Genomic DNA, 12,522 nt, shown 5'->3' with positions numbered 1-12,522 from the left:
GCGTGTCCTTACTGTGCGAGCGCGTCGAGTACTTCTTGGCACCAGTCGGCGAATCCCTCTTCGACGCGGATTCCGCCGCGCAGGACGAGGTACTGGTGCAGGGCTGCCCCGGAGAGCTGCTCCGGTGCGGGAAAGTCGCGTTTTTCGATCATGCGGTAGACCTCGAGCCGGGCGGCGTGCCCGTCGCGGTGGCGAGCGACCTCGGCCGTGAGTGCGGCGATGTCACCGTGCTGAGCGGCGCGGATCTTCACTGCCAGCTCGTTACGCAGGTGATTGGGCTCGGTCGGTTCGGCGATCCAGCGCTCGAGTTCCGCGCGCCCGGCCGCGCTGACCCGGTACACCTTCTTGTCGGGTCTGCCGTCCTGCGCCACGACCTCGGCGTCGACCCAGCCGGACTCGTCCATCCGTTTGAGGACGCGGTAGATCTGCTGGTGGGTGGCGCTCTGGAAGAAGCCGATGGACTTGTCGAACCGGCGCGCCAATTCGTAGCCCGAGCCGGAGTGCTCGGTCAGGGAGACGAGAAGCGCATGTTCGAGGGCCACGAACAGAAGTATGTATGCAACGAGGTGCGTATGCAACTGAGTGCACACTACGTCCTTCCGTCCGAACGGGACGCTCGTCGCGTCAGACCGCACGAACTCCCCGTTCGCTCGCATAGGCTCGCGGGCATGAGCACCGACGTTCGTCCGCCGGCCGGGATCGGCGAGGCCGCGACGCGCAGACAGGTTGTCGCGTGGGGGCTGTGGGACTGGGGATCGGCCGCGTTCAACGCCGTGATCCTCACGTTCGTCTTCTCCGTGTACCTGACGGACGCGGTGGGGGAGGACCTGCCGGGATCGATCTCCGCGAGCACGTGGCTCGGGTGGTCGCTCGGCATCGCCGGTTTCCTCATCGCCGTGCTCGCCCCCGTCACCGGGCAGCGATTCGACGCCGCGGGACGACGCAAGTGGGCGCTCGGCGTGCTCACGTTCGCGACGGTCGGATGCATGGCGGCGATGTTCTTCGTCCGCGACTCGTATCAGTACCTGTGGCTCGGGCTGGTGCTGCTGGCCGCCGGTTCGGTGATCTTCGAACTGGCCGGCGTCCCGTACAACGCGATGCTCAGGCAGGTGTCGACGCCGGCGAACATCGGCCGAGTGTCCGGGTTCGGCTGGGCGATGGGCTATTTCGGTGGGATCGTGCTCCTGCTGGTGTGCTACTTCGGTTTCATCTCCGGTGACGGCGACAACCGGGGATTCCTCGGCCTCACCACGGACGGCGGCCTGAACATCCGGATGGTGGCGCTGCTGGCCGCCGTCTGGTTCGCGGTCTTCGCAATTCCCGTGCTGCTGAAGGTCCCCGAGCTACCCCGCCCGCACGCGGATCCGGGTGCGGACAAGGCCGGCTTCGTCGAGTCGTACCGGGTGTTGTGGCGCGATCTCCGCGACCTCTGGTCCGCCGACCGGCGCACCGTCTACTTCCTGGTGGCGAGTGCGTTGTTCCGCGACGGACTGGCCGGTGTCTTCACGTTCGGCGCCGTCCTCGCCGTCAACGTCTACGGCATCGGTGCGGGTGACGTGCTGCTGTTCGGCGTCGCGGCCAACGTCGTCTCCGCGCTCGGCGCGCTCACCGCCGGCCGGTTCGACGACCGGATCGGGCCGAAGACCGTGATCATGACGTCCCTGATCGCGATGATCATCGTCGGTGTCGTCCTGATGGCCGTCTCGGGACCGGCCATGTTCTGGATCTTCGGACTGCTGCTGTGTCTATTCGTCGGTCCCGCGCAGTCGTCCGCGCGCACGTTCCTGGCCCGGATCACACCGCCCGGCCGGGAGGGGCAGATGTTCGGCCTGTACGCGACCACCGGCCGCGCGGTGTCGTTCCTCTCGCCCACCCTCTTCGGATTGTTCGCCTGGTGGTTCGCGGCGGATCGGGCGGGGATCCTCGGTCTGGTGATCGTGCTCGCGATCGGGCTCGCCGCGCTGACGGTGGTGAAGGCGCCCGAACGCGACTAGCGCCTCGCGCGACGATCCGGAGCTTCTCCGGGAACAGCCGCCGCTGCGTCAGCCAGCCCGCCGCGGCCACGACGATCCAGATCACCGTGGCGAAGAACTGCTGGGTGCCCTCGTTCGGATCCTCCAGGAAACCCAGTGGAGGGATGGCCAGCCCGAGTCCCGTCAACACCATGCTGGCGCCGCCGAGCGCCGTGAGCCACAACAACGCCCGCGCCCGGTACCGGTCGGCGATGAAACCACAGGCGACGGCGAGTGCGACGATCACGATTCCGCTGAGGAGCCAATTCGCGTCGTCGGGTTGCAGGACACGACTGAGCTTGGCCCCGATGACGGCGCCGGTGATGATCCCGAGAAAGAATGCGGCGAACTTGAAGATCAGGGTGGTGGCCACCCACGCCACGACCGCCCCGATCGCCGCGACCAGGAACGTCGTCTCGAGTGACAGCGACAGCAGATCCGCGAGGAGCCAGCCGAGGCCGAATCCCGAAGCGAGGACGGCGACGTGGAGTGAACCGACACCGGCGAAGCACAGAACGGCGCCGACGAGAAGGATTGCGATGCCACTCATGGTGCCCTCCCTGGGTGCACGAGACGAGTAGTGTCATCAAACCAGAACGAACGCCCCGTCGAGGGGAACGGCGGATTTCAGTTCGGTGCGGTTCCGGTACGCGTGAGGATCGCCTCCGCGAGGGCGTCGGGCCGCTGCTCCGGGATCCAGTGCGTGGCACCGTCCAGGACGACGAACTCGTAGGGCGCATCGACGAACTCGCCGCACCTTTCCGCTCCCGCACGCCCGAGCGCGATGTCGCCGGTGCTCCAGACGTAGGTCGTGGGAACGGTGACGGCGGGTGTCGCCTCGAAGTCGCTCGTCATGGCGCGGTACCAGTTCAGTGCGGCGGTCATCGCTCCCGGTTCGCTGAGCAGCGCGACGTGCCGGTCGACGAGTGCCGGCGGGACGACGTCACCGAACATGGCGCGCAGTGAGTGCGCGTTCTCGTCGAGGAGGACCCGCTCGGCCTTCCCCTCCATTCTCAGGAGCCGGATGTAGGAGGAGCGTTCCTTCTGATCGGCGTCCTCGCGCAGCGCCCAGCCGAATGCGCCGGGATGTGGCACCGACACGGTGGTGAGCGAGGTGATCCGGTCGGCGTGCCTGGCCGCGACTACCCAGGCCACGGCGGCGCCCCAGTCGTGGCCGACGAGATGCGCCGTGTCGAGGTCGAGTGCGTCGAGGAGTCCGATCACGTCCCCGACGAGGTGGTCGATCCGGTAGGAGTCGACTCCGTCGGGTCGCGCGCCGGGCGAGTATCCGCGCTGGTTCGGGGCGTACGTCCGCAGACCGGACTCGTTCAGCAGGGCACTGACGGGTTCCCAGGACGCGGCGCTCTCCGGAAACCCGTGCAGCAGAACGACGGGGACGCCGTCGGCCGGACCGCTGGTCGTGACGTCGAATGTCAGGTCGCCGAGGGTGATGTGCGCGTGTTCCGAGGTTGACAGCATGCCCCCACCGTACGGCGAGAGCGCGACTACTTTCCGGGATTCCACCCGCTCATGCCGAGCACGATCAGGCGCAGTTGCCGTTCGGCGCGCGCAACCACCTCGGCCTCGCTTCGGCTTCCGGGACGATCGGCCTCGAGCAGATCGACGACGACGGCGAACATGGTGGACACGATCAGGTCGGCCGCCATCTCCAGGTCGTCGTGGTCCCAGGACTGCAGACCCTCGATGCGGGACAGATCCACCGTGAGTTCGCTGACGAACAGTTTCATCTCGGTAGCGATCGCCCGGCGAATTTCGGGGACGCCGCCGTAGCGTTCACGGCTGAGGAACCGGAACTGCGCCTCGTGGCTGCGGACCTGCCGGACGAGGATGTCGAGGGATGCGCCTGCGCTCTTGGTGCTCGGGGTGCGCCGGGCGTCGCGCAGCATCTGCCGCAGAATTCGCATGCCCTCCTCGACGAGCACCACGCCGAGCTCCTCGATGGACGCGAAGTGGCGGTAGAACGCGGTGGGCACGATTCCCGCGGTGCGGGCGATCTCGCGCAGGCTCACGCCGGCGAAACTCCGATCCGCCATGAGTTCGAGCGTGCCGTCGAGAAGGGCCTTCCTCGTGCGCTCCTTGCGGGCTGCCCTGCTCTCCGGTTCGGCGCCGGTCGACTGACTCACGGCAGTGAGTGTATTCGTGACAGTGCCGACACCGGTCATCTCCGGGTGCTCGTACTCGTCATCCGGCATGCGTATCCGATCCCTGCCTCGAGTGTGCGTGCGGTCACATTCCGATTGACAACTTCCTGTCCCTCTCTGTCACACTATTGTCAGTGTACAGCCGTGCACTCAAATGGAGGAGGCTGACGTGTCAGTTGCCCACACCAGTCGTCCGGCGGAGGGACGCAGGTTCTCGCTGCTGTCGTTGTTCGAGGCGATGGCCACTCCGCACCAGCTCGACCGCTACCTCGAACTCGTCACTCCCATGGTCACCGTGCGCGACCTGCGCGCCGAAGTGGTCGAGGTCCGGCGGTCCACCGCCGACACCGTCACCCTCACGCTGCGCCCCACCCGTCAGTGGCGCGGATTCCGTGCGGGGCAGTTCGTGCAGGTGGGCGTCGTGATCGACGGGATTCGGCACACCCGGTGCTACTCACCGGCCAATGCACAGGCGTCCACCGACGGACTCGTCGAGCTGACGATCAAGGCGCATCCCGAGGGGCTGGTCTCGCAGTACCTGCACGCCCACGCGAGCCCCGGTCTCGTGCTCGACCTGTCTCAGGCGGCGGGAGAATTCACCCTTCCGTCTCCTCGCCCTCGCCGGGTCCTGCTGGTGAGCGGAGGCAGCGGAATCACCCCGGTTCTGTCGATGCTGCGCACCCTCGTCGACGAGCAGCACTTCGGAAGCATCACTTTTCTGCACTACGCGTACACCGAAAACGACGTCGCGTACCTCGACGAGTTGCGCGCACTCGCGGACGCGAACGCCAACGTCTCGCTCGTGCTGGCATACACCGATCAGGAGACCTGCGGCCATCTCCACGGGTTCTTCGGCCAGGAGCACCTCGACGCGGTGGCGCCCTGGTACGCGGACGCCGAAACCTTCCTGTGCGGCCCGCCCGGACTGATGCGTGGCGTTCGGGAGGTGTACCGCGAACTCGGCATCGAGGACCGTCTGCACACCGAGGAATTCGCTCCCGCCGCAGCCCCGGCGGAGGGTGAGGCCGGTGGTGAGGTGTCCTTCACCGCCAGCGGTGTCACCGCGGACAATTCCGGAGCGACGCTGCTCGAACAGGCGGAGGCCGCCGGGCTCCATCCCGAGTACGGATGCCGGATGGGCATCTGCTTCTCCTGCACCACGGTGAAGAAGTCGGGGTGCACCAAGAACGTCCGCACCGGCGACACCGACACCGATCCGGACAAGGCGATCCAGCTGTGCGTCTCGGTTCCGGTGGGCGACGTCGCCCTCGACATCTGATTTTCACTCGACATTTCAACGTTTGGAGACCGACATGTTTGGACTCTCGCTCTCGTTCCTCCCGTTCGTCGACGGCTCCGACGGTTCCCGTAACGACGCCCCGGTGGTGCTCAGTCACGACCAGGTCGAAGAGATCGGCCGGGAACTGGACGCCCTCCGCGACCGGACGGTTGCGGACCTCGGCGCCGAGGACCGCGAATACATCTACAAGATCATCAAGGCGCAGAGGGGATTCGAGGTCGCCGGCCGCGGGCTGATGTACCTCGGCTTCTTCCCGCCGGCCTGGATCGCCGGGGTCGGGGCTCTCGGTGTGTCGAAGATTCTCGACAACATGGAGATCGGCCACAACGTCATGCACGGCCAGTACGACTGGATGCGGGAACCGGGCCTGAACTCCCGTGTGTTCGAGTGGGACACCGTCTGCCCGGCTGATCAGTGGAAGCATTCCCACAACTACATGCACCACACGTACACCAACATCCTCGGCCGGGACCGGGACATCGGCTACGGCATCTTGCGGATCGACGAGGCGCAGAAGTGGAACCCCTACTACCTGGGGAACCCGGTCTACGCCTTCTTTCTGATGATGCTGTTCGAATGGGGCGTCATGATGCACGACCTGGAAGCGGAGAACGTGATCCAGGGCAAGCGGAAGTGGCGCGACGTCAAGCCGCTGCTGAAGGGCTGGTGGCGCAAGGCCGGTCGGCAGGTGCTCAAGGACTACGTGATCTTCCCCGCGCTCACCGGGCCGCTGTTCGTCCCCACACTGCTCGGCAACGTGACCGCCAACCTGATTCGCAACGTGTGGGCGTACTCCATCATCTTCTGCGGCCATTTCCCCACCGGCGTGCAGAGTTTCACCGAGGACGAGACCGCGGAGGAAACCCGCGGCGAGTGGTACGTCCGGCAGATGCTCGGCAGCGCGAATATCGAGGGGAGCCCGCTGTTCCACATCATGTCGGGCAACCTGTCGCACCAGATCGAGCACCACCTGTTCCCGGACCTGCCCGCCCACCGGTACCCGGAGATGGCACCCGCCGTGAAGGCACTGTGCGAGAAGCACGGGCTGCCCTACAACACCGGTGGCTTCTTCAAGCAGATCGGCTCCGTGTGGGGGAAGATCTTCACGTTCGCACTGCCGCCCGGTCTCGTCTCGTCCGACACCCCTCCCGGTGTTATCGTCGAGCGGCAGAAGACTGCAGCCTGAGAGGCGAAACACATGGTGGGGAAGTTCGAGCGGCGCAAGGACACCGTGCAGGAACTGACGGAGTCCGCGGCCACGCACGTGGGCCACATCGCGACGATCATCGCGGGCGCCGTCCGGGATGTCACCCGGGAGATCGGTGACTGGGTGTCCGACGGCATCGAGATGCGCGAGGCCGCGAAGAAGGCCCGCGAAGACGAGGGCGAGGACAAGCCGGTCGACTGAGTAAGTCGACCGGGCGTATCGCCCAGGGTAGAGATCCGGCCGCCGAGGGTGTGTTCATTGCACCCTCGGCGGCCTTTCTGCGGACAGGGCGCCCGGCCGATGCTGGGTGCAGCACGAAAACCGCCCCCGAAAGGAACCCATGTCCCCCATCGCAATCTCCACCACCGCGCGTATCGCGCTCGCCGGCTTTGCAGCCCTTGCCATTTCGCTGACCGGTGCCGCCGGTATGGCGTCGGCCAAGCCGATCTGTGAGACCGGCTGTTCCCAGCCGCTGCCCACCAAGAACCCCCGGCCCGACGTCAAGCAGATGTGCTGGGTCGAATGGGGGCAGACGCAGTGTCAGGTGAGCTGACACGTTCGCGCCGTCGAACGGTGGGGCGCGGCCGGCGACGGCCGCGCCCTTCTCGTTCTGCTAGATGACGCCGAGCGAGATCATGGCGTCGGCCACCTTCACGAAACCGGCGATGTTCGCGCCGTGCACATAGTCGCCCGGCATGCCGTACTCGGCGGCCGTGGCCACGGTCCGCTCGTGGATGCCGCGCATGATTCCGGCCAACCGCTCGTCCGTGTATTCGAAGCCCCACGAGTCACGGGATGCGTTCTGCTGCATCTCGAGTGCCGACGTGGCGACGCCGCCCGCGTTGGCCGCCTTGCCCGGGGCGAACGCCACCGAGGCATCACGGAACACCTGGACGCCCTGCGGGGTCGTGGGCATGTTCGCGCCCTCGGCGACCGCCTGCACGCCGTTCGCGACCAGTGTCTTGGCGGCCGCTTCGTCGAGTTCGTTCTGGGTGGCGCAGGGGAGCGCGACGTCGCAGGGCACATCCCAGATGGAGCCGTTCGGCACGAACCGGGCGTGCGGAACCGTGTCCGCGTACTCGCTGATCCGTCCGCGCCGCACCTCCTTGATCTCCTTCAGGAGCTCGAGGTCGATGCCCTTCTCGTCGACGAGGTATCCAGAGGAATCGGAGCTCGCAATTGCGATTCCGCCGAGCTGGTGCACCTTCTCGATCGCATAGATCGCGACGTTTCCGGAGCCCGAGACGACGACGGTCTTTCCGCCCAGTGAGCTGTTCGCCGCCTTCAGCATCTCGGCGACGAAGTAGGCGACGCCGTACCCCGTCGCCTCGCGACGCACCTGCGAACCGCCCCAGGTGAGGCCCTTACCGGTGAGGACCCCCGACTCGTAGGAGTTGGTGAGGCGCTTGTACTGGCCGAACAGGTAGCCGATCTCGCGCCCGCCGACGCCGATGTCACCTGCCGGGACGTCGGTGTACTCGCCGATGTGGCGATGCAGCTCGGTCATGAACGACTGGCAGAACCTCATGATCTCGGCCTCCGAGCGGCCCTTGGGGTCGAAATCGGAACCGCCCTTGCCGCCGCCGATCGGAAGTCCGGTGAGGGCGTTCTTGAAGATCTGCTCGAAGCCGAGGAACTTGACGATTCCCAGGTTCACGCTCGGGTGGAACCGCAGGCCACCCTTGTAGGGGCCGAGCACGCTGTTGTACTGCACGCGGAAACCACGGTTGACGTGCACGTTGCCGGAGTCGTCGACCCACGGCACCCGGAAGATGATCTGACGCTCGGGCTCGCACAGTCGCTCGATCAATCCGGAGTCGGCGTAGTGCGGGTGGTGGTCGAGCACGACCTGGAGCGACTCGAAGACCTCGGCGGCTGCCTGGTGGAACTCGGGTTCTCCGGCGTTCCGCAGGCGGACCTGCTCGTAGATCTCTGCTACCTGGTCGCGCGTTGACACAGACCCACCTGCCTGACGTGTGAGGAATTCGTTACCTGACGTTTACTTTGGAAACTATAGACCTGGCGTCAGACGTCCTGTATCGCGCCGTGCGGAGAGGTCAGGACTCCCGCAGTGGTGTGCGGGAATGCATTGCGACAGAGGTGTTCTCGACGGCCTCGCCGCAGTGCGCGCAGCGGTGTTCCAGCTCCAGTGAGTGCCCGCATTCGTGCACGAGCACCGACGGCGCCTCGTCGACGGCCCACTTGCTGCCCCATTGGAACAGCGAGAGCAGTAGCGGTCGCAGGTCCTCGCCCGCGGGGGTGAGGTGGTACTCGAAACGGGGAGGGTGCTCGGAGTACTGGCGGCGTTCGATGACGCCGACCTCCTCGAGTTTGCGTAGTCGCGCGGTGAGGATGTCGCGCGAGACGCCGATGTACCCGGCAATCCGGTCGAAGCGGTGCACCCCGTAACTCAGTTCGCGGATCACCAGCATGGACCAGCGGTCGCCGATCAGTTCCATGGTGGCGGCGATCGCGCAGGGTCTCGGCGCCAGTGGCATGCGGTCCATGACGATCTCGGGTGTCGCTCGCTCGGTGTCGGCGGTGTTCATGCACTCCATCATAGAGGGTTGTGTTTTCCAACTAATAGGGATTACTGTCGTGAAGGTAGTTAGTTGGAAAAGCAGACTTACTCTCTCGAAGGGGTCGTCATGACCACGATTCAAGATCGAACGGTGCTGGTCACCGGAGCGGGCCGCGGGCTCGGACGTGCCTTCGTCGCCGAGGCACTCGCGCGGGGAGCGCGAACGGTCTACGCGTCGGCGCGTGACGCGTCGACGATCGAAGAGCATCCGCGGGTCGTGCCCGTCGAGCTGGATGTCACGAACCCCGAATCGGTCTACGCCGCCGCGGAGTACGTCGGGGACCTCGGCGTGCTGATCAACAACGCCGGCATCCTCATCGGCGAGTCGCCGCTCACGGGTGATCTCGACGGAATGCGCCGGGAACTCGAAACCAACCTCTACGGCCCGCTCAACGTCACTCGCGCCCTCGCACCGATCATCGCCGCCAATGGGGGCGGCGCGATCCTCAACGTGCACTCCGTCCTGTCCTGGCTGGCCATCGGTGGCTCGTACAGCGTCTCGAAAGCCGCCCTGTGGAGTGCCACCAACGCGATGCGTGCCGAACTCGCAGCGCAGAACATCCAGGTGGTCGGACTGCACCTCGGGTACATGGACACCGATATGACGAGCGGTCTGGACGTGCCGAAGATCTCCGCGGCCGAGGTCGCGCGACTGGCCTTCGACGGCATCGAGTCCGGCGCTCACGAAGTCCTCGCCGACGACACCTCCCGCACCGTCAAGGCGGCACTGTCGGGTGACCTCGACGTGCTCTACCCACAACCGGCGCGGCAGGGGGCGGCATAGTGAGCGAGTCCGGAAACGGTGCAGTGGCGACTGTCGAGGGCGCGGCGGACGCGGAGTGGGGAGAGGTGCGGTCTAGGACCGTCGAGTGGCGCGACCCGGCAGGCCCGGCGCGGAAAGCGCGAGAACTCGACGGCCTCGGCTACCTGCGGGCGATCCTCGGCGGCGACATTCCCGCGCCCCCGATCGCCAGCCTGATGAACCTGCGGTTCCTCGAGGCCGAACCCGGAAGGGTCGTCTTCGCGCTGGACCCCGACGAGTCGCAGTACAACCCGATCGGCGCCATCCACGGTGGCGCCGTGTGCACCCTGCTCGATTCGGTCGCCGGCTGCGCCGTGCACACCACGTTGCCCGCGGGGTGGGGCTACACGTCGGTCGAGATCAAGGTCAACTACATCCGCGGGGCGACCCGGGACTCGGGGGCCCTCACGGCCATCGGAGTCGTGAAGAAGTCGGGTCGCCGCATCGCGTTCGCGGAAGGTGAGGTCACCGACTCGCAGGGCCGACTCGTCGCCACCGCCACCAGCACTCTGCTGGTGTTCGAGGTTCCACCGGAGAGCTGACGCCGGATGCGCGAGTAAAGGCAGCTGAACGCGGGAACCCGCCACTCGCGGAGGATCGTGGCGGGTCCCGGTGCACCGTTGCCCCGTCGGGTTGGGGCGATGCGCGAACAAGACTAATTGGTCGGTTTGTTACGCGCGAGTACGCAACCCCCGGTACGGACGAGGGGCGCAATACCTATCGGACGGTCGTACAGGACGTCGCCGGTCGAAGCCACCCTGTGGCGTACCGAAGTTTGATGTACTGAATTCGTCCTCATCAGCGTCATCCCAGAGCGGTCAAGGAAGGCAACCCATGGGCACGATCACTACCCAGGATGGCACGGAGATCTTCTACAAGGACTGGGGAACCGGTCAACCCATCGTGTTCAGCCACGGCTGGCCGCTGTCGGCCGACGACTGGGACACCCAGATGCTGTTCTTCCTCCAGCACGGCTATCGCGTCATCGCCCACGATCGGCGCGGTCACGGGCGCTCCACCCAGACCGGTGACGGCCACGACATGGACCACTACGCCGACGACCTCGCGGAGCTGACCGCGCATCTCGACCTCCAGAACGCCATCCATGTCGGCCATTCGACGGGCGGCGGCGAGGTGGTGCACTATCTCGCGCGGCACGGGGAGAGCCGGGTGTCGAAGGCCGCACTGATCAGCGCGGTGCCGCCGCTGATGGTGAAAACGGAGGCGAACCCGGGCGGCCTTCCCAAGGATGTGTTCGACGACTTGCAGGCCCAGCTCGCCGCCAATCGCTCGAAGTTCTATCGCGACCTGCCGTCGGGGCCGTTCTACGGATTCAACCGACCGGGCGTGGAATCGTCCGAGGCGATCATCGAGAACTGGTGGCGCCAAGGGATGATGGGTGGGGCCAAGGCTCACTACGACGGCATCGTCGCCTTCTCGCAGACCGACTTCACCGAGGATCTGAAGAAGATCACGGTGCCGGTGCTGGTGATGCACAGCGAAGACGACCAGATCGTTCCGTACGCCGACGCCGGACCACTGTCCGCGAAGCTTCTCGTGAACGGGACGTTGAAGACGTACCAGGACTTCCCTCACGGCATGCCCACCACGCAAGCGGAGACGATCAACGCCGACCTGCTGGCGTTCCTGAAGGGCTGACGACGGACCCCCGATTCCTGTTCGTCCAGGTGATCCCCGCCCCGAGCACGTTCCCGACAGGGGTCGGCCCGCCGTCACGTCGGCTTCTCCCCACTCTTCGGGAGACGAGCGCTGATCGTAGATCAGTCCTTCGCTTCGCGGACATCCTTTCCCTGCTCGGCGAACGCCTTGAAGTCCTGCATGTGCTGTTGCGACTGCTTGCGGAAGGCGCCGGGCATCAGGAGCCCCACCAGCCGCATCAGCAAGCCGCTGAACCGGTATTCGCTCTCGCTCACCCAGAGCGTCAACTCCGGACCCGCTTCGGTCAGCCGGTCGCGCACGGCGCTCCACATGCCCTCGCCGACGATCTCGCGGTCGAAGTGAACGACGCTCCCTTTCGGGATCCCGCGCAGGTCTGCCGGTTCCCGACGCGTGATGGTCTCGGTGCACTCGATCTTCTGCTTCCCCATCTGCATCACGACCCGCGATGTGGTACCGACCTGCCCGTGCGCCCCACTCAGCGGCTCGTGCAGCACCAGACCCCGCAGCCACTTCGGCAGGTGTGCCGAGTCGGCGAGCAGCTGTACCACTCTCTCCCGAGGCAGGGCGATCTCGATCGAGACGGTGTACTTCATCGCGGAGCGCTCCTGGTCCCCGAATAAAGAGGCCTACGCTAGCAGCCTCGCGTCATATTCTGAGGTCACGGCATGTTCAACGATCCCCCGGTCCGCGTGGTCACGGCGGGGCCTCGAGCACGTCATATTTCCGTCCTCGGCGGGCACGTACCGAGACCCCGACAACTTCGGCGGGCAGTGGAGAC

General features: G+C 66.1%; 14 protein-coding genes and 1 pseudogene. 8 read left to right on the top strand and 7 right to left on the bottom strand.

Annotated features, from left to right (window positions below; all coding sequences use genetic code 11):
• Positions 1-8 precede the first annotated feature (8 nt).
• Positions 9-542: a PadR family transcriptional regulator gene (locus CJ177_RS38735; RefSeq protein WP_005248270.1), complete on the bottom strand. Its 534-nt coding sequence runs from the start codon at positions 540-542 to the stop codon at positions 9-11.
• A gap of 126 nt (positions 543-668) precedes the next feature.
• Between CJ177_RS38735 and CJ177_RS38730 the strand changes: the two genes are divergently transcribed.
• Positions 669-1,994 carry an MFS transporter gene (locus tag CJ177_RS38730; RefSeq protein WP_005248269.1) on the top strand — a complete coding sequence of 442 codons (1,326 nt, stop codon included), beginning with the start codon at positions 669-671 and terminating at the stop codon, positions 1,992-1,994.
• 13 nt (positions 1,995-2,007) lie between these two features.
• Here the strand turns inward: CJ177_RS38730 and CJ177_RS49245 are convergent.
• From CJ177_RS49245 to CJ177_RS38715, 3 genes and pseudogenes are all read right to left on the bottom strand, one after another.
• Positions 2,008-2,562, bottom strand: a pseudogene (locus CJ177_RS49245) (DUF4203 domain-containing protein); the annotation flags it as partial.
• A 77-nt stretch (positions 2,563-2,639) separates the two neighbouring features.
• Positions 2,640-3,491 (bottom strand): alpha/beta fold hydrolase, encoded by an 852-nt coding sequence (locus CJ177_RS38720; RefSeq protein WP_005248265.1) that lies wholly within the window; start codon positions 3,489-3,491, stop codon positions 2,640-2,642.
• Between the two features lie 26 nt (positions 3,492-3,517).
• Positions 3,518-4,225, bottom strand: coding sequence for a TetR family transcriptional regulator (locus CJ177_RS38715; RefSeq protein WP_095870209.1), 708 nt, complete (start codon positions 4,223-4,225; stop codon positions 3,518-3,520).
• Between the two features lie 118 nt (positions 4,226-4,343).
• Between CJ177_RS38715 and CJ177_RS38710 the strand changes: the two genes are divergently transcribed.
• From CJ177_RS38710 to CJ177_RS38695, 4 genes are all read left to right on the top strand, one after another.
• Positions 4,344-5,453 carry a ferredoxin reductase gene (locus CJ177_RS38710; protein WP_095870208.1) on the top strand — a complete coding sequence of 370 codons (1,110 nt, stop codon included), beginning with the start codon at positions 4,344-4,346 and terminating at the stop codon, positions 5,451-5,453.
• Positions 5,454-5,487: 34 nt separating this feature from the next.
• Positions 5,488-6,660 (top strand): acyl-CoA desaturase, encoded by a 1,173-nt coding sequence (locus CJ177_RS38705; protein WP_061045779.1) that lies wholly within the window; start codon positions 5,488-5,490, stop codon positions 6,658-6,660.
• Positions 6,661-6,672: 12 nt separating this feature from the next.
• Positions 6,673-6,882: a hypothetical protein gene (locus CJ177_RS38700; RefSeq protein WP_005248259.1), complete on the top strand. Its 210-nt coding sequence runs from the start codon at positions 6,673-6,675 to the stop codon at positions 6,880-6,882.
• A gap of 139 nt (positions 6,883-7,021) precedes the next feature.
• Positions 7,022-7,234, top strand: a complete 213-nt coding sequence (locus tag CJ177_RS38695; RefSeq protein WP_257014894.1) for a hypothetical protein — start codon at positions 7,022-7,024, stop codon at positions 7,232-7,234.
• A gap of 60 nt (positions 7,235-7,294) precedes the next feature.
• Here the strand turns inward: CJ177_RS38695 and gdhA are convergent, their stop codons facing one another.
• Together gdhA and CJ177_RS38685 are read right to left on the bottom strand one after the other, a co-directional pair.
• Complete coding sequence (gene gdhA / locus CJ177_RS38690) at positions 7,295-8,638, bottom strand: NADP-specific glutamate dehydrogenase (protein WP_061045780.1); 1,344 nt, start codon at positions 8,636-8,638, stop codon at positions 7,295-7,297.
• A 100-nt stretch (positions 8,639-8,738) separates the two neighbouring features.
• Entirely contained in the window at positions 8,739-9,242 is a 504-nt protein-coding gene (locus tag CJ177_RS38685) for a helix-turn-helix domain-containing protein (RefSeq protein WP_025432969.1), read from the bottom strand.
• Positions 9,243-9,329: 87 nt separating this feature from the next.
• Here CJ177_RS38685 and CJ177_RS38680 point away from each other — a divergent pair, with 87 nt between their 5' ends.
• The 3 genes from CJ177_RS38680 (at position 9,330) to CJ177_RS38670 (ending at position 11,723) form a co-directional block, all read left to right on the top strand.
• On the top strand, positions 9,330-10,046 hold the full coding sequence (locus CJ177_RS38680; protein WP_005248253.1) for an SDR family oxidoreductase: 717 nt from the start codon (positions 9,330-9,332) through the stop codon (positions 10,044-10,046).
• Entirely contained in the window at positions 10,046-10,606 is a 561-nt protein-coding gene (locus tag CJ177_RS38675; RefSeq protein ID WP_095870206.1) for a PaaI family thioesterase, read from the top strand. Before CJ177_RS38680 ends, CJ177_RS38675 begins: the two co-directional genes overlap by 1 nt.
• A gap of 292 nt (positions 10,607-10,898) precedes the next feature.
• Positions 10,899-11,723, top strand: coding sequence for an alpha/beta fold hydrolase (locus CJ177_RS38670; protein WP_005248250.1), 825 nt, complete (start codon positions 10,899-10,901; stop codon positions 11,721-11,723).
• A 122-nt stretch (positions 11,724-11,845) separates the two neighbouring features.
• On the opposite strand, the gene CJ177_RS38665 is transcribed toward CJ177_RS38670, so the two are convergent.
• A complete protein-coding gene (locus CJ177_RS38665) occupies positions 11,846-12,337 on the bottom strand; it encodes an SRPBCC family protein (protein WP_005248248.1) in 492 nt (163 codons plus the stop codon).
• Between the last annotated feature and the right edge of the window lie 185 nt (positions 12,338-12,522).

The organism is Rhodococcus sp. ACPA1, from assembly GCF_002300195.1.
Taxonomy (GTDB): Bacteria; Actinomycetota; Actinomycetes; order Mycobacteriales; family Mycobacteriaceae; genus Rhodococcus_F; species Rhodococcus_F opacus.
The sequence above is the reverse complement of the archived record's forward strand: the minus strand, read 5'-3'. Positions and strand labels throughout refer to the sequence as shown.

Coding starts and splice junctions, on each gene's coding strand:
- CJ177_RS38700 (WP_005248259.1), top strand. CDS start 6,673: ATGGTGGGGAAGTTCGAGCGGCGCAAGGACACCGTGCAGGAACTGACG.
- CJ177_RS38695 (WP_257014894.1), top strand. CDS start 7,022: ATGTCCCCCATCGCAATCTCCACCACCGCGCGTATCGCGCTCGCCGGC.
- CJ177_RS38705 (WP_061045779.1), top strand. CDS start 5,488: ATGTTTGGACTCTCGCTCTCGTTCCTCCCGTTCGTCGACGGCTCCGAC.
- CJ177_RS38670 (WP_005248250.1), top strand. CDS start 10,899: ATGGGCACGATCACTACCCAGGATGGCACGGAGATCTTCTACAAGGAC.
- CJ177_RS38685 (WP_025432969.1), bottom strand. CDS start 9,242: ATGATGGAGTGCATGAACACCGCCGACACCGAGCGAGCGACACCCGAG.
- CJ177_RS38665 (WP_005248248.1), bottom strand. CDS start 12,337: ATGAAGTACACCGTCTCGATCGAGATCGCCCTGCCTCGGGAGAGAGTG.
- CJ177_RS38715 (WP_095870209.1), bottom strand. CDS start 4,225: ATGCCGGATGACGAGTACGAGCACCCGGAGATGACCGGTGTCGGCACT.
- CJ177_RS38720 (WP_005248265.1), bottom strand. CDS start 3,491: ATGCTGTCAACCTCGGAACACGCGCACATCACCCTCGGCGACCTGACA.
- CJ177_RS38680 (WP_005248253.1), top strand. CDS start 9,330: ATGACCACGATTCAAGATCGAACGGTGCTGGTCACCGGAGCGGGCCGC.
- CJ177_RS38730 (WP_005248269.1), top strand. CDS start 669: ATGAGCACCGACGTTCGTCCGCCGGCCGGGATCGGCGAGGCCGCGACG.